Source organism: Niveispirillum fermenti (genome assembly GCF_052474395.1).
Genome location: NZ_CP156679.1, coordinates 155,832 through 177,149 on the forward strand (window position 1 = coordinate 155,832; position 21,318 = coordinate 177,149).

A 21,318-nucleotide genomic window follows, 5' to 3' on the forward strand; every position below is an offset into this window, starting at 1 on the left:
CCTTTTTTGTTGCCGATAAACAGTACCGTTTCCAAGGATCGCCCCGGGGGATCGCCGATGACCGCCACCGTTACCCAAGCGCCCCCGCCGACCGCCGGTCATCTCGGTCTCTTGTCCCAGGTCGGCTATGGCGCCGGGCAGGTGGCGGGGCAGGTGTTCCGCGACGTGCCGTCGCTGCTGTTGCTGTTCTTCATGACGACGGTGCTGGGGATCGAGCCGGCATTGGCCGGTGTGGCCATCTTCGTGCCCAAGCTGGTCTGGGGCGTGGGGTGCGACATGCTGGTCGGCATCCTGTCCGACCGCTGGAAGCATCGCATCAATCGCCGCTGGTGGCTGCTGGCGGGGGCGCTCTGTTCCCCGGTTGCCTTCCTGCTGCTGTTCCATGTGCCGGCCGATCTGTCCACGAATGGCCGCGTCATCTATGTGGCGGGTGCCTTCAGCCTCTATATGGCGGTTTTCGCCACCTTCTCCGTGCCTTATCTGGCCATCGCGGGGGAATTGTCGGACGACCCGCACCAGCGCACGGTTCTCATGGCCTGGCGGCTGGTCTTCACGGCGGCGGGCGTGCTGGTGGGGGGCGCGCTGGCGCCGGCCGTGGTGCAGTATCTGGGTGGTGGCCAGGCGGGGTACGAGGGGATGGCCCGCGTGCTGGCCGTGATCTGCCCCCTTTCCCTGCTGATCGCCTTTTTCGGCGCTGGCCGTGCCGCGCGGCAGGCGGGACGCGCCCCGGCCGCCCCGGCCCTGCACAGGCTGACGCCGCGCGCCGCCTTGCGTGTGCTGGCCGCACCGCGCTTTTCGGTGCTGCTGACCTCCAATCTGCTGCAACTGACGGGTTCGGGCATGGCCTATGCCGCCATGCTCTATTTCCTGACCTACAACATGGCGCAGGGGGCGGGGGCGCTTCAGCTTATCGGCGGCCTGATCATGGCGGCCTGCGCCGGCATCATCGTGGCCCAGCCGCTGTGGGTGGCCGTGGCCAGGCGGGTTGGCAAGAAGCCGGTCTATGTCCTGTCAGCCATCGGGTACGGCCTCAGCTATATCACCTGGTCGCTCAGCGCCGATGCCGGCATCCCGGTCGCCTATACGCTGTGCTTCATCGCGGCCATTTTCAATTCCGGCTGGGCACTGCTCAGCTTCTCCATGATGTCTGACATCGCGGGCGAGGACCGGGCCCATGCCGGGCTCTACTCCGCAGCCTGGATCGCGGTGGACAAGATCGGCTTTGCGCTGGGCGGCACCCTGCTGGTCGGCATCGTGCTGTCGCTGTTCGGCTTCGATGTGGGCCGGTCGATGGCGGGCCTGCCCCAGGCGCCGCAGGCGATGACAGGCGTGATGCTGGCATTCGGGGTGCTGCCGGGTCTATTCAATCTCACGGCCGCCGCCCTTTATGCGCGTTTCGGCCGGCATTGACGTGAAGGTGTGACGATGGGTCAGGTTGAGGAGTTCCGCCGCGGCTGGCGGCTGGTGCTGGCGGCGGCAACGGGGGTGGGGCTGGGGATCACGGGTCTGACCTTCTACACGCTGGGCATCTTCATCGGCCCGCTGACCCAGGAATTCGGCTGGTCGCGCACGTCGCTGGCCAGCGCCACCATCCTGACCACGCTGACCACCCTGCTGCTGGGGCCGCTGGTCGGGCGGCTGGCCGACCGGTTTGGCGGGCGCCGCGTGGGGCTGGCCGGTCTGGTGGGCCTGTCCGCCGGCCTGGCGGGGCTCAGCCTGATCGGCGCGCAGCTCTGGACTTTTTATCTGGCCTTCGGCATCGCCATGGTGCTGGGGGCGGGCACATTGCCCATCGTCTGGACCCGCGCTGTCAATGCCGGGTTCGACAAGGCGCGCGGTCTGGCCCTGGGTTTAACCCTGACGGGCACGGGCGTGTGCGCCATCCTGGCCCCACCCTATACCCAATGGCTGATCGCCGAGCATGGCTGGCGCACCGCCTATCTGGGGCAGGCGGTGCTGGTTCTGGCGCTGGGCGTGCCCGTTGTCTGGCTGCTGTTCCATGAAGGGGGCGGGAAGGGGGCCGCCGGACCGGCCGGTGCCGGTGCCCCCGCACAGCCCGGCTTCACGGCGCGTCAGGCCCGTGGCATGCGCCAGTTCTGGATGCTGGGCGTCGGCTTTCTTTTCGCATCCTTTGCCGTCTCCGCGCTGATCGTGCATCTGGTTTCAATCCTGTCGGGCCGTGGGCTGGACCGGGACACGGCAGTGTGGGTCACCAGCTTGCTGGGCTTTGCCATCATCGCCGGGCGGCTGGGCATCGGTGTCCTGGTCGACCGGTTCTATGGGCCGGCCGTGGCGTTCCTGGTGCTGCTGGTGGCGGGGCTGGCATGCGGCCTGCTGCTCGTGGGGGGCGGTGGGGTGGCGCTGGCCATCGTCGCTGTCGTCCTGATCGGACTGGCGGCCGGGGCGGAGGTCGATCTGGTCGCCTATCTGGCCAGCCGCTATTTCGGCCTGCGGGCCTATGGCGAGATCTATGGCTGGCAACTGGGCTTTTTCGCCCTGGGCGCCGGCCTGGGACCGATGGGTGTCGGCCGGCTCTATGACGCCACGGGCTCCTATACGGCCGGCCTGCTGGCCGCCGGGGTGGGCTTCCTGGTGGGGGCTGCACTGATCGGTCTGATGGGGCGCTATCCGGAACGGTTCCAGGATTGACGCTGTCCGCTGGCCGGACAGCCCGCATGTCCGTCCGCTTGCCCCATGGCCGATCCTGGCAATCTGGCGCCCGCGACGCCCTTTTTGCCAGGAAAGCCCCCAACCATGCCGGACACCAACGCCACCGCCGCCGACCTTCTGCCGCAACTGCGCGATGTGCTGGGTGACGATGCCGTCCTGACGGATGCCGATACGCTGGCCTTCCATGGCCAGGATGTCCACTCCGTCGGCGCGCCGCTGCGGGCCGTCATCCGTCCGGCCACGCGCGACGGGCTGCTGGCGGCGCTGCCGCTGCTGCACCGGGCCGGCGTGGCCGTTGTGCCCCGTGGCGGCGGCATGTCCTATTCCAACGGCTATCTGGCGGACCGGCCGGGTGCGGTGCTGGTGGATACCGGTGCGCTGGACCGGATCGTGGAGATCAACGCCACCGACATGTATGTCGTGGTGGAGGCCGGCATCACCTGGGCGGCGCTGGATGCGGCCTTGGCGCCACTGGGCCTGCGTACCCCCTTCTGGGGACCGTTTTCCGGCATCCGGGCGACCGTGGGCGGCACCATGTCGCAGAATGCGGTGACCTATGGCACGGGCGTGTTCGGCACGGCGGTGGACAGTCTGCTGGGGCTGGAAGTGGCGCTGGCCGACGGGTCCACGCTGCGCACCGGGTCGTGGGCGCAGGATAACGGTGTGCCCTTCTTCCGCCATTACGGGCCGGACCTGACGGGCCTGTTCGGCGGAGATGCCGGGGCCTTTGGCATCAAGATGGCTGTCGCCCTGCGCCTGGTCCGCCGCCGGCCCGTCACAACGGGCGTTTCCTTCGGTTTCCAGACCTTCGAGGAGATGCTGGGGGCCATGGCCGCCGTGGCGCGCGAAGGCGTGGCGTCGGAGGCGTTCGGCCTGGACCCGTTCCTGCAAAAGCAGCGCCTGGGCATGGGCGACCTGAAATCCGACCTGAAGATGCTGCTGGCCGTCGGCCGGGCCGGACGCGGGCCGCTGGAATCGCTGGTGCAGATGGCTCGCATCGTCATCGCCGGCCGCGGGTTCCTGGACAAGATCAACTATTCCGCCCATTACACGGTCGATGCCTTCGACAAGGACGAGGAACGGTCGATGCTGCGCCGCATCCGCAGCGCTGCCACCCCCTTCGGCAAGGAGATCGAGAATTCCATGCCGACCCTGGTCCGGGCCTATCCGTTCCCGCCGCTGAACCATATCCTGGGGCCGAAGGGGGAGCGCTGGGTACCTGTCCACGGCATCCTGCCCTTCAGCCGCGTCGCCGCCTTCCGGGCCGACCTGGAAGCGCTTTATGCCGGGCATGCGGCGGCGATGGAAAGGCATGGGATCAAGGCCGCGGCCATGTTCTCCACGATCGCCACCAACGGCTTTCTCTATGAGCTGGCTTTCTATTGGGAGGATGAGCGGGCGGCGTTCCATGACCGCATCCTGGAGCCCTCGGCCGCGGCAAGCCTGCCACGCTATCCCGCCAATCCGGAAGGGGCGGACCTGATGCGCCGTTTGAAGGCCGAATGCGTGGCGCTCTACAACCGCCATGGTGCCGCCCACCTGCAGGTGGGCCGGCTCTATCCCGTGACCGGGCGGATGAACCCGGCGGGCCGCGATCTGCTGGGCGGCATCAAGTCCCATCTGGACGGGCAGGGGACGATGAACCCGGGTGCGCTGGGGTTCTGACGCCGATGGGTGGGGCGGGTGACTGATACTGCTTTGCGGTGATCAGAACCTGTTGGCTCTGATCACCGGCCTCAAGCGCCAGCGCCGCCATCCGTTGGCTTGTGTTTTCGAAATGTCAGTAAGATGTGTGATCGCCGGCCGGGGCATGCCCCGGCCGGCGATCCGTCCGGAAGACCGCTCCGTGGAAAGGTAGATCATACACCGTAGCCAAGCATGGTTCTCCGGTCGGCCCCTTCATTGACCCGAACAGTTGCTTGGGGTTGCAGCCCCGTACGTGCAAGGCAGGGAGTATGAAGATGGCACAACAGGACTCTATCATCGCCCTGGACGTCAGCAAGGCCCGTCTGGACGGGTTGGATGCCGAGACAGGAGAGGCTTTCCAAGTCGAGAATGCCGAGGCTGGTTACAGTCTCCTTCGGCGACGGTGTGGCAAGCGCGCCGTGCAGGTCGTCCTGGAAGCCAGTGGTGGCTATGAGCGGCCGGTCATGGAGGCTTTATCGAAAGCCGGCATTCCCGTCCGCCTCGTCGATCCTCGCAAGGTCCGGCATTTTGCCAGGGCGCATGGACGCTGGGCCAAGAATGACCGGCTGGATGCCCGGATGATCGCCGCCTATGCCCAGGCGATCCCCGGAGCCGCCTACCAACCCGATCCGGAACGGGAGGTCCTGGCGGAACTGGCCACCTACCGGCGCCAGTTGCTCGACGAGCAGACCATGGTCAGGAACCAGGCCCAGACCCTGGCGGATCCGGAACTGCGCCGCTTGGCCAAGCGGCGCCTGGATGCCATCGCCCTGCTGATCCTGCGCCTCGACAAGCGCATTGCCGAGCAGATCGCGGCATCCAAAACCTTGAAGGTCAACGACAACCTGCTCCAGTCCATTCCTGCTGTCGGGCCGGTGCTGGCGGCCACCCTGCTGGCCCATATGCCGGAGTTGGGCACACTGACACGACATCAGGTCGCCGCCCTGGCCGGCGTTGCCCCGATGGATAACCAGAGCGGCAAACGCGATGGCCCGCGCAGCATCTACGGTGGAAGGCCCGTTGTCCGAACCGTCCTTTACATGGCTTGGCTACGCGCCACGTGGCGCGCGGCGGCGATTGCCACCGTTCCCCCCCTTGTCCTTCTTGCCTATCGGGTGGTAACGGTCATGCCGCGTGCGGCAGCACCACCTGGCGGATGACGCGGCCGGCGGCCAGTTCGTCCATCAGCCGGTTGATTTCCGACAATGGTGCCGTGCCCGACAGCAGGCGATGCACCGGCAGCCGGCCGGCACGCCACAGGGCGATATAGCGCGGCACGTCGCGCGCGGGGATGGAGGAGCCCATATAGCTGCCGATCAGCGCCTTGCCCTCCGCCACCAGCGACACGGCCGGGAAGCTCAGCATCTCCGCCGGGTTGGGCAGGCCGACCGTGACCGTGCGCCCGCCGCGCCGGGTGGATTTGTAGGCCGCGGCCAGCACGGCGGCCTTGCCCGCCGTCTCGATGGCCACGTCCGCGCCCCCACCGGTCAGATCGGCGATGGCCTGGGCGGCATCGGCCGGCGCCACGGCGGCGGCGGCACCCAGTTCCAGCGCCAGTCTGCGCTTCTCCTCGATCGGATCGACGGCGATCACGGGCTGGGCACCCGCTGCCACGGCCCCCAGCAGTGACGAAAGGCCGACGCCGCCCAGGCCGTACACGACCACGCTTTCACCCGGCCGCACGGCGGCCGTATTCATCACGGCACCCACACCCGTCAGCACGGCGCAGCCGAACAGGGCGGCGATTTCCGGGGCGATGTCGGACGGGATCTTCACGGCCGACCGCTGATCCACCACCGCATGGGTGGCGAAGGCCGACACCCCCAGGTGATGGTGGACATCCCGTCCCCCGTCGCGCAACCGGCGGCCGCCGCGCAGCAGCCGGCCCTCGCCATTGGCCGTGGCGCCCGGCTGGCACAGATAGCCCTCGCCCGATCCGCAGCAGGCGCATTGCCCGCAGGCGGGAAGGAAGGCCAGCACGATGCGGTCACCGGGCTTGAAATCGGACGCTGCAGGGTCCCCCACCTCCATCACGGTGGCCGATGCCTCGTGCCCCAGGGCCATGGGCATGGGGCGCGGGCGGTCGCCATTGATCACGGACAGGTCGGAATGGCACAGGCCTGCGGCGTCGATGCGCACCAGCAGTTCACCCGGCCGAGGCGGGGCCAGATCCACTTCCGCCAGCCGCAGCGGCCGGCTGTCGGCATAGGGGCCGGGCTGACCGATCTGGTCCAGGATGGCGGCGGTGATGCGCATGACGCTTCCTCTTGGTTGGGTTCTGCTTCCCGTTGGGTGGCGGCCGTGCGATCATGCCCCAGATTGCCGCGCCGGGGTAAGTCAACTCTGGAATGACGCCATGGCCGCACGGGCGGCCGCCATGCCGGCCAGCCGGCCCAGCGTGAAGGCGGTGCAAATGCCCATGGCTGGAAGGTATCCCCAGCAGGACGGGCCGGAAACCGACCGTGCGGCCCCACCGCAGGCGAAAAGATTGGGCAGCTTGCTGCCATCCTCCCGCAGTACGGCGCCATCGCCATTGATCCGCAGGCCGCCCTGGGTGTGGTAAAGCGCGCCGCGCAGCCGAAGGGCCCGCAGGGCGCCGGCCGGCGGCGGTGCTTCGGTCCAGGTGCGACCCTGCGCATCGGGCCGGCTCGCGCGGTGCGCGGCCCAGGCCTCCGTCAATGTCGCCTCCAGCCGGGCGGGATCGGCGCCGATGGCGGTGGCCAGGGCGGCGATGCTGTCGGCGGCGCGTGCGGCGTTCAATTCGCGCAACTGCGCGCTTTCATGGATATGGGCGCAGGCCTGTTCGATCCGCTCGTCAAAAATGGCCCAGGCCCGGCCACCGGGCTGGGCCAGCACGGGATGCACGATGGCGGAGATGTCGGCCGTCTCGTTGGCGAAACGGTCGCCGTCGGCATTGACCAGCAGGCCACCTTCCAGGATGAAGCCCGGCGGCAGCGTGATCCCCTGCGGATCGGTGAGCATGCCATAACCCTGATAGGCGCCCATGTCGGCCAGGGCGGCGCCCAGCCCGACCCCCAGCCGGATGCCCAGCCCGTCGCTGCCTTCATGGCCATGGTAATGGGCATCCGCGGCGTCGGGAATGTGCGTGCGCACCATCGCGTGATTGCCGGCGAAGCCGCCGGTCGCCAGCACCAGGCTGTCGCAGCCGAAGGATTCCCGGCTTCCGTCCGGCCGCTGGATGACCACGCCCGCCACGCGGCCGTCATCGCCATGCACCAGTTCGACCAGTCGGGCCTGGGGCAGGACGTCCACGCCTGTATCCGCCAGGCGCCGGTGCAGGAATTGCAGCATGTCGCCGCCGCTGTGGCCGGGCCAGCCATGCACGCGCAGCCGGCTGTGCCCGAAGGCGGGCTTGAAGCGGGTATCCAGGGTGTAGGGCAGCCCGTGGGCCGTCACCAGCCAGTCCAGCGCCGGGCCGGAACCATGGGCCAGGGCGCGGGCCAGCACCGGATCGGTCCGGCCGCCGGTCTTCGCCATGATGTCAGCGAACAGGGTCTCGCCGTCATCCTGCACCCCGTGCTGCTTCTGCGCCGCCGTGCCGGCCGCACAGAGCAGTCCCTGCGACATGGAGGTTGTGCCGAAGGGTGCGGCATCCTGTTCCAGAAGCAGGACATCGGCACCCGCATCACGGGCGGCCAGGGCGGCCACCGCCCCCGCCGCCCCGCCACCGGCGATCACGACCGGGATGGAATAATCGAACGCCACGGTACGCTCCTGCCTGTTGCGTGGATCGCGGAGGCGCCCCCGCGCCGGTGATCGACGGAACCGGAAACCGCCCTGGCCATCGGTGACCAGGGCGGACGGCAATCAATTGTTCGGGGCGCTGGTGTCGGTGAAGTTCCGCCAGTCCGGCGTTGCGAACTTCTCATCAATCAGCGTGCGCTGGAAGCAGCGGCCGGCCTTGTACCAATGCCAGGTGCGCGACCGGAACTTGCCGCAGTCGGAAAGCTGGATCATCTCATAGAGATAAAGATCCGGCTCGCCCTTGCGGGTCCAGTTCAGGCAGGTGGAGCGGTTGAAATCATCGGGCTTCATGGCGGCGGCCCAGCCCGTGATCAGGTCATTGTCCCACCAGATGCGGCCATCGGCATAGCTGGCGGGGAAGTCCCGCACTTCCACACGGCCATCTTCCCAGAAATAATGGTTGGTCTGGTGGTACGGGAACTCGCCATCCTCCTTCAGACGGCAGATCAGGCGGGACCGGTGCTGGTCGATCAGCTTGCCCGTCTCGGCGCTGTAATAGCGGTACCAGCCTTCCCAGACGCCCTCGTTGCGGGCCAGAAGGGGCATGTCACGGCGCAGATCGGCGACATTGTTGCTCATTTCCGGATATCCTCTTTCCCTTGGGTGTTATGACCGCAGATCGACGACGACCTTGCCCATCGACCGACCGGACAGGAGATGTTCGACGGCGTCCGGCACCTGGCCCAGGCCGGTGAAGGTGCCCTGGTCGAACGTGACCGTGATCTTGCCGTCGGCATGCAGGCCGAACAGCCTTTCGCGCGCCGCTGGCCACAGGTCGGTCAGCAGACCGTTCATGAAGCCGCGGACCGAAGCGCCCTTGTAATAGAGCTTGTGGGCGATGCGCGGGCCGGTGACGACTTCCGGCCGTCCGTCCAGGTCCTGGGCCGCGCCGGCCACCACGACGCGGCCCAGCGGGGCGACATTGTCCAGGAAGGCATCGAAAATGCCGCCGCTGACCGTATCGATGGCCAGGCTCAGCTTGTTGCGGTAATCGGCCGCCAGCACGGCGGCCACATCCTCCCGCTTGTAATCGATGATGCGGTCGGCGCCCAGGGCGCGCACGAAGGCCGCCTTGCTTTCCCCGCCGCAGACGGCAACGACATGCGCGCCGTGCAGCTTGGCAATCTGGACCAGCAGATGACCCAGCCCGCCCGCCGCGGCGGATATGGCCACCGTCTCACCCTGGCGGATGCCGCCGACATGCTCGATGGCCAGCAGGGCGGACACGCCGGTGGACGCCAGGGCCAGGCTGTCGCGGCTGGCATCGGGCACCCGGATGAACTGCCCGGCCGGACCGATATTGGCCTCCCGGTAACCACCCGTGAAGCGGATGGTGGCCGCCGCATCGCCGATCTTGAACGCCGTCACGCCCTCGCCCACGGCCTCAACGACGCCCACCGCCTCCACACCCGTATAGGTGGGCACAGGGATGCGGATGTAATCGACGGCATTGCGGGCGATCTGGGTGTCGAAGATGCCGTTCACGCCGGCCCAATGGTTGCGCACCCGGATTTCACCCGGACCGGGATCGCGCAGCGGTTCCGTCATGATGTCGGCAGCGGCGCGGAAGGTCTCGGCGAAACGGTTCAGGCGGATGGCGCGGTAGGTGGCGGTCATTCCCTGTTCTTTCCCTGGAAATCGAAGCCCAGGACGCCGGGGTTCAGCGCGCGGGCCGGATCGACAATGTCCTTGATGGCGTCCAGAAGTCTCCGGCTCGCCTCATCTCGGCTGTCACGATACGGATATGTCCGGCCAATTTGCAAGTGTCCGCATCCAAACTTCTTGAATGTTACAATCAAAAGTTTACGGACTTCCATGACAAGCGCCGTCGCTTCAGGATTGGGGGGGTGTGACGGCAACCGTTCCATGTGGCTGGGCTCAAGCGCTTCGTAATGTGCGGGCAGCCGTTCGGCTGGCCAATAGATCACGGGCTCCAGAATCAGGCCGTTGGTCGACATGGAGGTGAAGAGGTAGCCCGTGCGCAGGCCCAGCCGCTCCATCTCCGGTGCCAGCCCGGCGAAGACGGCCTGCAGCGCTTCGAACAGGGCGGGGGCCTGTGACAGGGATGTCAGGCCGTGGATCGGCAGCCACCGCTCTCCCCCCGGACCCATCGCGCTGTTCAGGGGCGGGAAGGGCAGGGCGCGGATCACCTTGGCGATGGTGTTCTCGATTTCGCGACCGCCGATCTCTGCGGCGATGCGCCGCGCCGTGGCCATGTCGTGGGCCACGCCCTCCTTTGACCGGCCCTCGGCAATGATATGCAGGGGATAGCTGTCCAGATCGACGAAATCACGCCCCGCCGCCGCCACGCGGAACCCTTCCCACAGGCCGCGCAGCAGCGATTTCTGGCGGGCCACCACGGCGCCCAGCGCCTTGACGTCACCTGTCAGGGAAGCGCGCTGCATGCGGACCTTCGTCAGGCCGGGGTCGAAGGCGCACATCTCGGCGGCGATGCCGGCACGCGCCATGGCCGCCATGGCGCGCAACAGGTCACCCCCCGTGGCAAAGGCGAAGGAGGCGTAATCCTCGTGCTGCGGGGCCTGGATCAGGCGCAGCGTGATCTGCGCCTTTACCCCCAGCGTGCCGCAATCGCCGCAGAACAAGCCCGTCAGGTCCGGACCGAAATGGCGGTAGAAGGGCGTGTCGCCGTCCGCGCCGCGCGCGCCGGTGCGCAGCACGCTGCCATCGGCCAGCACCATGGTCAGCGCGACCACGCTTTCGCTGGACGTGCCGTGATGGCCGGCCCCCAGCATGGCGTTCAATTGCGACAATCCGCCGCCGATGGTCGATGTAAGGCCCGACATGGGGCCCCAGAAGGGGGTGCGCAGCCCGTGTGGTGCCAGTGCCTGGTTCAGCGCCGCCCAGGTGCAGCCGGCTTCCACCGTCACCACCATGTCGTCGGGCCGCACCTCGACCACCCGGTCCATGCGCCGCATGTCCAGGGCAACGGTGCCGGCGACGACGGGGACGAAGCCGCTGGTATAGCTCATGCCGGCCCCGCGCGGCGCCACGGCCACGCCTGCCTTGTGCAGCAATGCCATGACCGCGGAAAGCTGCTCCACGCCGGCAGGTGCGACCACCAGGGCCACGGGCTCCCTGCTTTCGCTCCAGATGTCGCTGCTATGCAGTCGCCGGGCGGCCTCGTCGTCCTTCACGCCGTCGGGCCCGACGATGCTGGCCAGGGCTGCCTTCAGCCCGTCGTCCGTTGCTGTCCATTCGATATTGCCGTCCGGCATGGCTGCCCCCTTCGCTTGCGGTCTGGACCGGGGGCGGATGCTAGTCGGATTATGCCGGGCCGTTGCGCAAAGGGGCCGGGCTTGTCCGCAAGGCGGTCAGGGCGGCCGGGTTCCGCTTGGCAGGGCACCCGGCCCATGGTCTTTTGGCCCGCGACGGTGGCATTCTGCGGATACGGATTAGGGCGATGGCAGCAACCCTCTACGACAAGCTGTGGCACAGCCATGTGGTCGCCGATGAGGGCAAGGGCGTCAGCCTGCTCTATATCGATCGCCAGATGCTGCATGAGGTTTCCAGCCCCCAGGCCTTCGCCGGCCTGCGGGAAAAGGGGTTGCGGGTGCGCAACCCCCGTGCGCATCTGGCGGTGGCCGACCATTCGGTGCCCACCCGCGACCGCGACCGGCCTATCGCCGACCCGCAGGCCCGTGCGCAGGTGGAACTGCTGGCGGCCAATGCCCGGCAATTCGGGATCGACATGATCGGCCTGGATGATCCGCGTCAGGGTATCGTGCATGTGACGGGGCCGGAACAGGGATTTACCCTGCCGGGCCTGACGCTGGTCTGCGGCGACAGCCACACGGCCACGCACGGCGCCTTTGGGGCCCTGGCCTTCGGCATCGGGTCTGGCGAATGCGAAAGCGTGCTGGCGACGCAGACATTGCGCATGGCCAAGGCCAGGACGCTGCGCGTGAATGTGGTGGGCGACCTGCCCCCCGGCACGGGAGCCAAGGACATCATCCTGGCCGTGGTCGGCCGGCTGGGCAGCAATGGTGCCGTCGGCCATGCCATCGAGTATGCAGGGCCCGCCGTGCGCGCCCTGTCCATGGAAGGGCGCATGACCCTTTGCAACATGAGCATCGAGGCCGGATCGCGCACCGGCCTCGTCGCCCCGGACGACACGACCTTCGCCTGGCTGCGGGGCCGGCCGCTGGCCCCGCAGGGTGCCGATTGGGATGCCGCCCTGGACCATTGGCGCACGCTCGTGTCGGATGCGGATGCTGTCTTCGACAAGGAGATCACCATCGATGCGGCCCGGCTGGTGCCGCAGGTGAGCTGGGGCACCAGTCCCGACCAGGTGGCCGACATTACCGGCCGGGTGCCCGATCCGGCCGGGGCACCCGACGCCGGAACGGCGGCGAAGATCGAAAAGGCGCTGGCCTATATGGGCCTGTCGGGGGGCATGGCGCTGCGTGACATCATCATCGGCCATGTGTTCATCGGTTCCTGCACCAATGGCCGGATCGAGGATCTGCGCATCGCAGCCCGCGTGCTGAAAGGCCGGCGCGTGGCGGATGGGGTGTCGGCGCTGGTCGTCCCCGGCTCCCACGCGGTGAAGCGCCAGGCGGAGGCGGAGGGGCTGGACGCCATCTTCCGCCAGGCCGGCTTCGAATGGCGGGAGCCGGGCTGTTCGCTGTGCGTGGCGATGAATGACGACCGGCTTCCCCCCGGTGCGCGCTGTGCCAGCACGTCGAACCGCAATTTCGAGGGCCGGCAGGGCCAGGGTGCCCGCACCCACCTGATGGGGCCGGCCATGGCGGCGGCCTCGGCCGTGGCCGGTCATATCGCCGACCCGCGCGACTATCTGGGAGAGGCGTGAGACATGCAGCCCTTCATCCGCCTGCGCGCCGTCGCGGCCCCGTTGAACGAGGCCGACATCGACACCGACATCATCTATCCCGCCCGTTTTCTGACCATCACGGAAAAGAAGGGTCTTGGCCGCTATGCCTTCCACGACCGGCGTGTCGACGGACAGGGACGGGAGGTGCCCGGTTTCGTGCTGAACCGTGACCCCTGGCGGGGGGCCGGCATCCTGGTTGCCGGTGCCAATTTCGGGTGCGGCTCCTCGCGCGAGCAGGCGCCCTGGGCGCTGCTGGACCTGGGCATCCGCTGCATCATTGCCCCCAGCTTCGGGGAGATCTTCCGCGGCAACTGCTACCGCAACGGCATGCTGCCCGTGACGGTGGATGATGGCGCGCATGCCGCCCTGCTGGCCGATGCGCAGGCCGGGGCCGTTCTGGATATCGACCTGGAGGCCTGCGCCATCACCCGGCCCTGCGGCGCGCAGGTCGCCATCGCCATCGACCCTCAGAAGCGGGAGGCGCTGCTGAACGGCTGGGACGAGGTGATGGCCATCCTGAAGGCGCGCGGCGAGGCCATCGACCGGTACGAGGTGGAGCGTCGCCGCCGCCATCCCTGGCTTCCGCTTTAACCTGTTTCCCCAACCCCTATCCTTATACCATCAGGCAGAATTCCATGGCCAATCCCATCCTGCGCCAGAAGCTGGCGGCCCGTCAGTTCATCACCGCGCCCGGCATCCAGGACATGATCACCGCCGTCATCGCCAACAAGGTCGGCTTCGACATCGTCTATGGCAGCGGTTATTGGACCGTGGCGTCGGCCCACGGGCTGCCGGATGCGGGCATCGCTTCCGTCACCCAGATGATCGACCGTATGGCCACGCTGGTCCGGACCAGCAATGCCGCTGTCGTGGCCGATGCCGACACGGGTTTCGGCGGGCTTCTGAACGTGCATCACACGGTGCAGGCCTATGAGCAGGCCGGCATCACCGCCATCCAGATCGAAGATCAGGAATTTCCCAAGAAGTGCGGCCACACCCCCGGCAAGCGCGTGATCCCGGCTGCCGACATGGCCGACAAGATCCGCGTGGCTGTGGAGGCACGCCGGGATGAGAATTTCGTGATCATCGCCCGCACCGATGCACGCCAGAGCGAAGGGCTGGAAGGCGTGCTGCACCGCATGAAGCTCTATGCGGAGGCCGGAGCCGATATCCTGTTCCCCGAGGCGCTGGCCTCTGATGAGGAGGCGCGCATCGTCTGCCAGGCGGTGGACAAGCCCATGATGGCCAACATGGCCGATGGCGGCCTGACCCCCATCCGCGACGCCGCCACCCTGCAGGGGCTGGGTTATGCCATGGCCATCTTCCCGGCCATGACCAGCCTGGCCGCCGCTGCCGCCATGGAACAGGCCCTGCTTAACCTGAAGCGGACTGGGACCAGCCTGTCCCCCGACGTGCCCCTGTTCGACTTCAAGGAATTCTGTTCCCTGATCGGGTTCGAACAGGTCTGGGCCTTCGAGAAGAAGTGGGCCAAGTCGTAAAGCAGGCGTTCAGGCCGCGGCGGCCGGTGTCTGGCGGCCGCGGGCGAACCAGACCACCTGTTGGGCCAGGATGGCCAGGTTGGCGGCGGCACCGGCATCATTGCAGGTGCCGTCCGCCTCGAACCGCGTACCCATGGAATTGACGGCCACGCCCAGCGGTGTGGGCCAGCCCCGCAGCGCATGCGCGATGGAGCGCAGCGCTGCCAGGGTCGATCCCGTCGCCTGCCAGCCATAGGCGCAGGCGATGCATCCCACGGCGCGCCCGTCCAGATAGGGGACGGCATCGCGGGCCGTATCCTCCACATAATCCAGGGCGTTCTTCATCAGGCCCGAGATGGACCCGTGATAGCCGGGGGATGACAGGATTACCCCGTCGCACCGGCGCAGCAACGCCACCAGCCGGGCCGCGTCCGGCGTGCGGTCGGGGTTTTCCGGGGCATAAAGGGGCAGCACCAGTTCCGGTCCTGACAGAAGGACGGTTTCTGCCCCCAGCCTTTCGGCTTCCGCCAGCGCCATGCGCAGCGCCATCTCGGACGAGGAGAAGGCCCGGGTGGTGCCACCCAGGCCGAGGATGAGCGGACGCTGCGACATATCGACCTCATGTTCTGAAATGTGGGATATATTCCATATTACGCACAGGGGCGGTGTTGGCAACCTTATTCGCAGGCCATGGCGGTGCGGGCCACGGACAGGAAATTTCCGACCAGCGCACGGTCATCGCCAGCCCGCCGGCTGAGTGTGATGGACGACCGGGCCGGGCTGTCGACGGGGCGGAAAACCACACCGGGCAAGGTCAGGCTGGCCGTGCAGGCCGGCAGGATCGTGATGCCCACGCCGGCACCGACCAGGCTGATGGCCGTCTGCCATCCCGGTGCCTCCTGCACGCTGCGCGGCGCGAAACCCGCCTGCAGGCACAGTTCGCGCAGCCGGTCATGGTAACGCGAGACGCGGTTGCGCGGGAAAAGGATGAACCGTTCCCCTGCCAGCGCCGCCAGGGGCACGGGCCCGTGCCCCGCCGCCAGGGCATGGCCCGCCGGCAGCACGACGATGTAGGTTTCATGCAGCAGGTCGATCACGTCCACGCCCGGTTCCGGCAGCATGTCGCGCGACAGGGCGAAGTCGATACGGCCGCTGCGCAGGCTGTCCCAGAGCGGCTCTGGCAGAATCTCCACCAGTCGAAGATCCACGTCCGGATAATGCTGGCGGTTGGCCTGCACGATTGCCGGCAGGACATGCAGCGCCGTGGTGGAGGTGAAACCCACGGTCAGCACCCCCGCCTCCCCCCTTCCGACCCGTTGCACGCGGTCGATCCCCTCGGCCATGTCCAGCAGCAGGCGGTTGGCGAAGGCCTGCATGGCCCGGCCGGCATCGGTCAGTTGTACCTTGCGGGTGTCGCGCTCGAACAGCCGATGGCCGATGAAGGCTTCCAGCCGCTGGATCTGTTGGCTGAGCGGGGGCTGCGCGATGCCCAGCCGCGCGGCGGCACGGCCGAAATGCAGTTCCTCCGCCACCAGTGTGAAGGCGTGCAATTGCGACAGGCTGATTTCGCCGCGGAACATTGATATCCTCAATTGATATTTTGAAAGGTATTTATATCACCCAATATTATATTGGACGCTTCATAATTGCACGGCTTAACCTTCCCCTCGCAACCGGCCGGTGGACAGGTGCCGGACCCCAGGGACAAGGAAACCCAGAATGCAGCAGGAAACGGACCATGGCGTCCGAAGGGACGCGCATGCCATCGCCACGGGCGTCCAGGTGGACGCCCGCGCCATCATCACCGATGCCGAGGTGGCGGATTTCAGGACCAACGGCTTCGTCATTCCCAAGGTCGGCCTGCCCGCGGATGATGCGGCCTGGATGCGGGGCGTGATCGAGAAGGTGTTCCGCGACAATCCCGACTGGCACGGCATCGTGCGCATGCCGCACATCCCCTTGCGCGAGGGGCAGCAGGAAGGGGTGAAGGGCGGTGAGGAACTGTTCAAGATCGCCATCCATCCGACCCTGATCATGGCGGCCAGCCGGCTGGTCGGCCCCAACCTGATCATGTGGGGCGGGGAGATTTTCGCCAAGCCGGCCGGGACAGGCAAACGCACACCCTGGCACCAGGACTGCTACAACCCCGCCGTGAAGGCCGGGCCGGGCCGCCGTCTGCCGCAGAGCGCGCAGATATGGATCGCCGTCGATGATGTCGACCCGGACAATGGCAGCCTGAGCTTCATCGCCGGCAGTGGTCGTGAAGGACCCATCCGTCATGAACAGCACCAGGAACTGCGCGACCTGCTGAATTTCGAGGTCGACCGGTCGGGCCTGCAGGATGCGCGCATCGTCAACAGCGTCCTGCCCTCGGGCCATTTCTCCATCCACGACCTGTTCGTCGTGCATGGGGCCAACGCCAACACGTCCGGCCGGCGCCGGGCCGGCCTGACCTTTCACTACATGGCGGCGGAGGATGTTTACGATCGCAGCTTCGGCGCGGCCATCGGCACGGGCCGGGACCGCCCCGCCCCGCTGGCCCAGCGGCCCATATGGCTGGTGCTGGGGGAGAACAAGGTGCCGCAGAATGATTTCGTGACGGGGCATCAGAACCTGTCGGACCTGGACGCCATGGCCGAGGCGCGGCGGCGGGAACTGACCCCGCAAGCGGCGGCCTGAGTGCCGGCCAGCCGCCCCCGTCACCCTTAATCCGGCATATCTACCCGGACCGGCCGCTGCTGCCCGCGGCGGCCCCGGTCTATGCTGTCCGGGGTCCACAATGGCGGCGGGTGCGGCATGGAATGGAACGATCCGGGTGATATGGCGCTGATCACGCGCATTTTCCGGGCATGGGCGGAGGCCGTCCTTGCCAAGGATGGGGATCGGGTGGAGAGCTTTCACGACGAAGGCTTCAAGGTGCGCATCGGGGAGCGTCTCTTCGACAAGCGGGCACATATCGCCATCGAACTGGCCGTCGACAGCCGGGAGATGCGGCTGGTCGCCATCGATGCGGTGCGCCGTGTGGGCGACCTGCTGCTGGTCTGGTCCTCCCATTTCATCCGGGCGGAGAATGTGCCCGCGATCCCGGCGTTGGGCCTGCCGGATGGTTGGGCCGATGGCGATCTGGCGCGCGCCGGCTTCACACAGACGGAATTCACTGTGTGGCGGGTGGACGGTGATCACGCCCGCTGCCTGGCCTTCGATATTTCCGGCGCACAGCCGGGGCTTGCCGGCGGCGGGCCATAACGACCGGAGGGGCGACGCCTATTCCCCCTGCCAGCGGGGGCTGCGCTTTTCGATGAAGGCGCGCAACCCCTCGGCCCGGTCGCGGGCTGTCAGGGCCGGGGTGGCCAGCCGCCGCTGTTCCTGCCAGGCATCGTCGTCCATCCCCCCGCCGGCCCGGCGCAGGATGGCCAGTGTGGCGGCCAGGGCCGTCGGCCCGTTGGCCAGCATGTCGCCCGCCAGCACCCGCGCCGCCGCCAGCGCCCCGCCCGGCCCGGACAGCCGGTTGACCAGCCCGTGCCGGTGCAGGGGTGCCGCCGCCACCATGCCGCCCGTCAGCGCCATTTCAGCGGCCAGCGCATAAGGCAGGCGGCGGGGCAGGCGCAGCAGGCCGCCGCCCAGTGCCACCAGGTTGCGCCCGACCTCGGGCAGGGCGAACCGGGCATCCTCGGCGGCGACGATCAGGTCGCAGGCCAGCGCCATCTCGAACCCTCCACCCACGGCGTGCCCCTCCACGGCCGCGATCAGCGGCTTAAGGGGCGGGCGCCGGCACAGGCCGAAGGGCCCGCGGTCCGTCACCGCCCCGCTTTGCCCGTCGCGCGCCGCCGCCTTCAGGTCGGCCCCGGCGCAGAAGGTGCCGCCGGCCCCCGTCAGGATTGCGGCGAAGATGGACCGGTCCCCGTCGATCCGGTCCATGGCGGCGTGCAGGGCGGCGGCCGTCGGGCCGTCGACGGCGTTGCGGACCCGTGGCCGGTCGATCGTGACGATCAGCAGATGGCCGTGCAGATCACACCGCACGCCTTCATCCCCGGCCATGGTCAGCCGCCATTGGCCAACTGGCCGCCATCGGCCAGGATGGTCTGTCCCACCACCCAGCGCGCTGCATCGGAAGCCAGGAACATCACCACGCCGGCAATATCCTCCGGCGTGCCCATGCGTCCCGTGGGCTGGCTGGCCAGCGCGGCCTGATAGGCCGGGTCGCCCGACAGGCGCCTCTTCTCCCAGAAATGGCCCGGCGCCTCGGTGGAACCCGGCGCCACGCCGTTGACCCTTATGCCGCGCGGCAGCAGGGCCAGGGCCTGACTGCCCGTATAGTTCATCAGGGCGGCCTTCATCGCGGCATAGGCGGGGGCGCTGCGCGATCCGCGATAGGCGGTGATGGAGTTGATATGGACGATGGCCCCACCCCCATCGGCCCGTTCCAGCCAGGGCAATGCCGCACCGGACAGGCGCACGGCGCCCAGCAGATCCGTCTGTACGCCGGCCAGCCAGCTTTCCTCCCCGTCGCCGCGTGCGATGGCCGACACGTTGCTGACCAGCACGTCGATGCCGCCCAGTGTCGCCGCCGCTTCCTGCACATAGGCGGTTATCTGGGCGCCATCGGCCATGTCGCAGCGGGCGGCATGCACCGTGCCGCCCAGCGCGGCCAGGTCCGCCCGCGCGTCCTCCAGCCGGTCGGGCCGGCGGGCACAGATGGACAGGGCGGCACCGGCCCGGGCGAAGGCCTGCGCGATGCCCCGGCCGATCCCCCGGCTGGCGCCTGTGACCAGCACGCGCCGGCCTGTGAAGTCGAATGCCGTCCGTGTCATGCCGCCGCTCCTTCCCGCCGGACGCCGGCAACGGCGTCGACCAGGTCCCCGATGCGGGTGAAGACCCGGGCGCCGGCCGCCGTCAGGGCGCGGGTTTTGCTGGCCACCGTGCCCGTTTCCCCGTGGATCAGCGCGCCGGCATGACCCATGGTCACGCCCTCGCGCGAAGACTGGCCGGCGATCAGGGCGTAGACGGGCTTGGCCAGCCCCTGCGCCATGATGGCGGCGGCCAGTTCCTCCTCCTCGTCCCCGCCGATCTCCCCGATGACCACCAGGGCGCGCGTGCCGGGATCGGCCGCAAAGACCGGCAGCAGGTCGGCGAAGCGGGTACCCTTCACGGGATCGCCGCCCACGCCCACCCACAGGCTCTGTCCCATCCCCCGGACCACCAGCCGGTGGCAGACTTCATAGGACAGGGTGCCGCTTTTCGACATGACGCCCAGATCCCCCGGCGCCAGCGACACGTCGGGCAGGAAGCCCATCTTCAGCCGGCCGGGAATGGCAAGGCCGGGGGTGGACGCACCGATCCAGCGCGCGCCCGCCGACCGCACCGCGGCCTTTGCCTTCACGGCATCATGGATGGGCATGCCCTCCGTCAGGGTGACGATGGTGCGGATGCCGGCGTTCACCGCTTCCAGGATGGCGGGCAGCACGGACAGCGGCGGCACGATGGCAACGCTGGCCGCGGCCCCCGTCGCCGCCACGGCGGATGCGCAGTCGCGGAACAGCGGCACGCCCTCCACATCCTCCTCACGCGGGGAGACGCCGCCCACGATGCGGGTGCCATAGGCCAGCATGTGCCGTGTGTGGGTGCGCCCGGCGCGGCCCGTGATGCCCTGCACGATGACGGGTGTGCCGGCGGTGATGAAGGCGTCATGCATGGGCTGTCTCCGCGGCGTTGATGGCCAGCGCGATGGCGCGCTCCAGGTCCGTTTCGATCCGTACCGGCTCGCCGGCTTCCCGGATGATGGCGCGGGCCCGGTCCAGCCCGTTGCCGATCATCCGCGCTGTGACGGGCGCTTTCAGATGCGGCACGGCCTTCAGCGCGATGACCAGCAGCCGCGCGATTTCCCCCAGGTCCGTATGACCGGCGAAGAAGTTGATCAGCACCGCACGGATCGACGGCCCGGCCGCGATGCGCTCCAGCACTTCGATCAGCCGCGCCGGGTCGCCCCTGAACTGGCCCGTGCGTATGTCGCAGAAATTGAAGGGTCGCCGCCCGCGTGCCACCAGCTCGTCGACCAGTTGCATCGACAGGCCCGCTCCCGTGGTCACCAGCCCGATATCGCCGTCGGGATCCAGCAGGACATAATCGTATCCCTGTTCCAGCTTCAGGGCGGCCTCGGGATAAAGGTCGGGATTGTCGCGCACGATGGCGGCCAGTTCCGGCTGGCGGACAAAGGCGTTCTCGTCCACCGCCAGCTTGGCGTCGCCCGCCACCCATGACCCGTCGGCCCGGATGAACAGCGGGTTGATCTCCACCAGCAGCGCCTCCAGCCGGAAGAACAGCGGCACCAGGGCTCGCGCCGCCGCCATCAGCGGCGCGCGGGCGGCATCGGGCAGATGCGGTGCCAGGGTGTCGATGCCGGCCATCAGGCTGTCCGGGTCGGCAGGGACGGCGGCGGACAGCAGGTGCGGGCGCATGGACGGGTCTTCCACATCCATCCCGCCCCGGGCCGACATCAGCAGCCGCACATTGCCCGGCCCCGCATCCAGCGTGAAGGACAGATACGCCTCGCCCGTGAAATCCACGGCCTGTTCCAGGCGGCAGGCGCGAACCTTATGCCCCCGTATCTCCAGCCCCCCCACGGCGTGCAGGGTGTGGGCCAGGGCGTCGGCGTCGCGCACCATGCGGATGCCCCCGGCCTTGCCGCGCCCCCCGACGGGCACCTGTGCCTTGACGACCAGCGGCAGGGGAAGGGCCGGGGGCACGGACGCCAGTCCGGCAATGTCGGTGCTGCGGACCAGCCGGCCGGACGGTACAGGCAGGCCGGCATCCGCCAGCAGGCGCTTGGCATCATGTTCAAGCAGCATCATGGAAGGAAAACCTCTTGCG

General features: G+C 68.3%; 20 protein-coding genes. 9 read left to right on the forward strand and 11 right to left on the reverse strand.

Annotated elements, in window-relative coordinates:
* The first annotated feature begins 57 nt into the window (after window positions 1-57).
* From ABC728_RS05145 to ABC728_RS05160, 4 genes are all read left to right on the forward strand, one after another.
* A complete protein-coding gene (locus ABC728_RS05145; RefSeq protein WP_416620635.1) occupies window positions 58-1,410 on the forward strand; it encodes an MFS transporter in 1,353 nt (450 codons plus the stop codon).
* Window positions 1,411-1,425: 15 nt separating this feature from the next.
* Window positions 1,426-2,649 carry an MFS transporter gene (locus tag ABC728_RS05150; protein WP_416620634.1) on the forward strand — a complete coding sequence of 408 codons (1,224 nt, stop codon included), beginning with the start codon at window positions 1,426-1,428 and terminating at the stop codon, window positions 2,647-2,649.
* 105 nt (window positions 2,650-2,754) lie between these two features.
* A complete protein-coding gene (locus ABC728_RS05155) occupies window positions 2,755-4,335 on the forward strand; it encodes an FAD-binding oxidoreductase (RefSeq protein ID WP_416620633.1) in 1,581 nt (526 codons plus the stop codon).
* Between the two features lie 290 nt (window positions 4,336-4,625).
* Window positions 4,626-5,516, forward strand: a complete 891-nt coding sequence (locus ABC728_RS05160; protein WP_445376371.1) for an IS110 family transposase — start codon at window positions 4,626-4,628, stop codon at window positions 5,514-5,516.
* On the opposite strand, the gene ABC728_RS05165 is transcribed toward ABC728_RS05160, so the two are convergent.
* The 5 genes from ABC728_RS05165 to ABC728_RS05185 all read right to left on the reverse strand — a co-directional run bounded on the left by ABC728_RS05165 (window position 5,482) and on the right by ABC728_RS05185 (window position 11,357).
* Window positions 5,482-6,612, reverse strand: coding sequence for a zinc-binding dehydrogenase (locus tag ABC728_RS05165; RefSeq protein WP_416621304.1), 1,131 nt, complete (start codon window positions 6,610-6,612; stop codon window positions 5,482-5,484). The genes ABC728_RS05160 and ABC728_RS05165 overlap by 35 nt on opposite strands.
* Window positions 6,613-6,693: 81 nt before the next feature.
* Window positions 6,694-8,082: an FAD-dependent oxidoreductase gene (locus ABC728_RS05170; protein WP_416621305.1), complete on the reverse strand. Its 1,389-nt coding sequence runs from the start codon at window positions 8,080-8,082 to the stop codon at window positions 6,694-6,696.
* Window positions 8,083-8,184: 102 nt separating this feature from the next.
* Window positions 8,185-8,700, reverse strand: coding sequence for a hypothetical protein (locus ABC728_RS05175; RefSeq protein WP_416621306.1), 516 nt, complete (start codon window positions 8,698-8,700; stop codon window positions 8,185-8,187).
* A gap of 27 nt (window positions 8,701-8,727) precedes the next feature.
* On the reverse strand, window positions 8,728-9,738 hold the full coding sequence (locus tag ABC728_RS05180) for a zinc-binding dehydrogenase (RefSeq protein ID WP_416621307.1): 1,011 nt from the start codon (window positions 9,736-9,738) through the stop codon (window positions 8,728-8,730).
* On the reverse strand, window positions 9,735-11,357 hold the full coding sequence (locus ABC728_RS05185; protein ID WP_416621308.1) for an FAD-binding oxidoreductase: 1,623 nt from the start codon (window positions 11,355-11,357) through the stop codon (window positions 9,735-9,737). Before ABC728_RS05185 ends, ABC728_RS05180 begins: the two co-directional genes overlap by 4 nt.
* Before the next feature lie 185 nt (window positions 11,358-11,542).
* Here ABC728_RS05185 and leuC point away from each other — a divergent pair, with 185 nt between their 5' ends.
* From leuC to ABC728_RS05200, 3 genes are read left to right on the forward strand one after another with little or no spacing between them, the layout of a single operon-like run.
* Entirely contained in the window at window positions 11,543-12,952 is a 1,410-nt protein-coding gene (gene leuC, locus ABC728_RS05190) for a 3-isopropylmalate dehydratase large subunit (RefSeq protein ID WP_416621309.1), read from the forward strand.
* 3 nt (window positions 12,953-12,955) lie between these two features.
* Window positions 12,956-13,564 (forward strand): 3-isopropylmalate dehydratase small subunit, encoded by a 609-nt coding sequence (gene leuD / locus ABC728_RS05195; RefSeq protein WP_416621310.1) that lies wholly within the window; start codon window positions 12,956-12,958, stop codon window positions 13,562-13,564.
* Between the two features lie 44 nt (window positions 13,565-13,608).
* The gene (locus ABC728_RS05200; protein WP_416621311.1) at window positions 13,609-14,472 is read left to right on the forward strand and encodes an isocitrate lyase/PEP mutase family protein; all 864 of its coding nucleotides are present in this window, start codon (window positions 13,609-13,611) and stop codon (window positions 14,470-14,472) included.
* Between the two features lie 9 nt (window positions 14,473-14,481).
* Here the strand turns inward: ABC728_RS05200 and ABC728_RS05205 are convergent, their stop codons facing one another.
* Window positions 14,482-15,063: an NADPH-dependent FMN reductase gene (locus ABC728_RS05205; RefSeq protein ID WP_416621312.1), complete on the reverse strand. Its 582-nt coding sequence runs from the start codon at window positions 15,061-15,063 to the stop codon at window positions 14,482-14,484.
* A gap of 65 nt (window positions 15,064-15,128) precedes the next feature.
* On the reverse strand, window positions 15,129-16,031 hold the full coding sequence (locus tag ABC728_RS05210) for a LysR substrate-binding domain-containing protein (protein ID WP_416621313.1): 903 nt from the start codon (window positions 16,029-16,031) through the stop codon (window positions 15,129-15,131).
* A 139-nt stretch (window positions 16,032-16,170) separates the two neighbouring features.
* Between ABC728_RS05210 and ABC728_RS05215 the strand changes: the two genes are divergently transcribed.
* Both ABC728_RS05215 and ABC728_RS05220 read left to right on the forward strand, forming a co-directional pair.
* The gene (locus ABC728_RS05215) at window positions 16,171-17,130 is read left to right on the forward strand and encodes a phytanoyl-CoA dioxygenase family protein (protein WP_416621314.1); all 960 of its coding nucleotides are present in this window, start codon (window positions 16,171-16,173) and stop codon (window positions 17,128-17,130) included.
* Window positions 17,131-17,211: 81 nt separating this feature from the next.
* On the forward strand, window positions 17,212-17,697 hold the full coding sequence (locus tag ABC728_RS05220; RefSeq protein ID WP_416621315.1) for a hypothetical protein: 486 nt from the start codon (window positions 17,212-17,214) through the stop codon (window positions 17,695-17,697).
* An 18-nt stretch (window positions 17,698-17,715) separates the two neighbouring features.
* Here ABC728_RS05220 and ABC728_RS05225 read toward each other — a convergent pair whose 3' ends face one another.
* Genes ABC728_RS05225 through ABC728_RS05240 form a run of 4 tightly spaced genes read right to left on the reverse strand, consistent with a single transcriptional unit; the run spans window position 17,716 to window position 21,299 of the window.
* Window positions 17,716-18,489, reverse strand: coding sequence for a crotonase/enoyl-CoA hydratase family protein (locus ABC728_RS05225; protein WP_416621316.1), 774 nt, complete (start codon window positions 18,487-18,489; stop codon window positions 17,716-17,718).
* A gap of 2 nt (window positions 18,490-18,491) precedes the next feature.
* On the reverse strand, window positions 18,492-19,262 hold the full coding sequence (locus tag ABC728_RS05230) for an SDR family NAD(P)-dependent oxidoreductase (RefSeq protein ID WP_416621317.1): 771 nt from the start codon (window positions 19,260-19,262) through the stop codon (window positions 18,492-18,494).
* Window positions 19,259-20,143: a succinate--CoA ligase subunit alpha gene (locus tag ABC728_RS05235; RefSeq protein ID WP_416621318.1), complete on the reverse strand. Its 885-nt coding sequence runs from the start codon at window positions 20,141-20,143 to the stop codon at window positions 19,259-19,261. Before ABC728_RS05235 ends, ABC728_RS05230 begins: the two co-directional genes overlap by 4 nt.
* Window positions 20,136-21,299 carry an ATP-grasp domain-containing protein gene (locus ABC728_RS05240; RefSeq protein ID WP_416621319.1) on the reverse strand — a complete coding sequence of 388 codons (1,164 nt, stop codon included), beginning with the start codon at window positions 21,297-21,299 and terminating at the stop codon, window positions 20,136-20,138. The genes ABC728_RS05235 and ABC728_RS05240 overlap by 8 nt, the downstream gene beginning before the upstream one ends.
* Window positions 21,300-21,318: the final 19 nt, after the last annotated feature.

Excerpts from the sequence above, each read along its gene's own strand:
- ABC728_RS05165 (WP_416621304.1), bottom strand. The coding sequence starts at position 6,612 with ATGCGCATCACCGCCGCCATCCTGGACCAGATCGGTCAGCCCGGCCCC.
- ABC728_RS05240 (WP_416621319.1), bottom strand. The coding sequence starts at position 21,299 with ATGATGCTGCTTGAACATGATGCCAAGCGCCTGCTGGCGGATGCCGGC.
- ABC728_RS05180 (WP_416621307.1), bottom strand. The coding sequence starts at position 9,738 with ATGACCGCCACCTACCGCGCCATCCGCCTGAACCGTTTCGCCGAGACC.
- ABC728_RS05220 (WP_416621315.1), top strand. The coding sequence starts at position 17,212 with ATGCTGTCCGGGGTCCACAATGGCGGCGGGTGCGGCATGGAATGGAAC.
- ABC728_RS05200 (WP_416621311.1), top strand. The coding sequence starts at position 13,609 with ATGGCCAATCCCATCCTGCGCCAGAAGCTGGCGGCCCGTCAGTTCATC.
- ABC728_RS05235 (WP_416621318.1), bottom strand. The coding sequence starts at position 20,143 with ATGCATGACGCCTTCATCACCGCCGGCACACCCGTCATCGTGCAGGGC.
- ABC728_RS05160 (WP_445376371.1), top strand. The coding sequence starts at position 4,626 with ATGAAGATGGCACAACAGGACTCTATCATCGCCCTGGACGTCAGCAAG.
- ABC728_RS05225 (WP_416621316.1), bottom strand. The coding sequence starts at position 18,489 with ATGGCCGGGGATGAAGGCGTGCGGTGTGATCTGCACGGCCATCTGCTG.
- ABC728_RS05150 (WP_416620634.1), top strand. The coding sequence starts at position 1,426 with ATGGGTCAGGTTGAGGAGTTCCGCCGCGGCTGGCGGCTGGTGCTGGCG.
- ABC728_RS05145 (WP_416620635.1), top strand. The coding sequence starts at position 58 with ATGACCGCCACCGTTACCCAAGCGCCCCCGCCGACCGCCGGTCATCTC.
- leuD (WP_416621310.1), top strand. The coding sequence starts at position 12,956 with ATGCAGCCCTTCATCCGCCTGCGCGCCGTCGCGGCCCCGTTGAACGAG.
- ABC728_RS05215 (WP_416621314.1), top strand. The coding sequence starts at position 16,171 with ATGCAGCAGGAAACGGACCATGGCGTCCGAAGGGACGCGCATGCCATC.
- ABC728_RS05185 (WP_416621308.1), bottom strand. The coding sequence starts at position 11,357 with ATGCCGGACGGCAATATCGAATGGACAGCAACGGACGACGGGCTGAAG.
- ABC728_RS05155 (WP_416620633.1), top strand. The coding sequence starts at position 2,755 with ATGCCGGACACCAACGCCACCGCCGCCGACCTTCTGCCGCAACTGCGC.
- leuC (WP_416621309.1), top strand. The coding sequence starts at position 11,543 with ATGGCAGCAACCCTCTACGACAAGCTGTGGCACAGCCATGTGGTCGCC.
- ABC728_RS05175 (WP_416621306.1), bottom strand. The coding sequence starts at position 8,700 with ATGAGCAACAATGTCGCCGATCTGCGCCGTGACATGCCCCTTCTGGCC.
- ABC728_RS05205 (WP_416621312.1), bottom strand. The coding sequence starts at position 15,063 with ATGTCGCAGCGTCCGCTCATCCTCGGCCTGGGTGGCACCACCCGGGCC.
- ABC728_RS05210 (WP_416621313.1), bottom strand. The coding sequence starts at position 16,031 with ATGTTCCGCGGCGAAATCAGCCTGTCGCAATTGCACGCCTTCACACTG.
- ABC728_RS05230 (WP_416621317.1), bottom strand. The coding sequence starts at position 19,262 with ATGACACGGACGGCATTCGACTTCACAGGCCGGCGCGTGCTGGTCACA.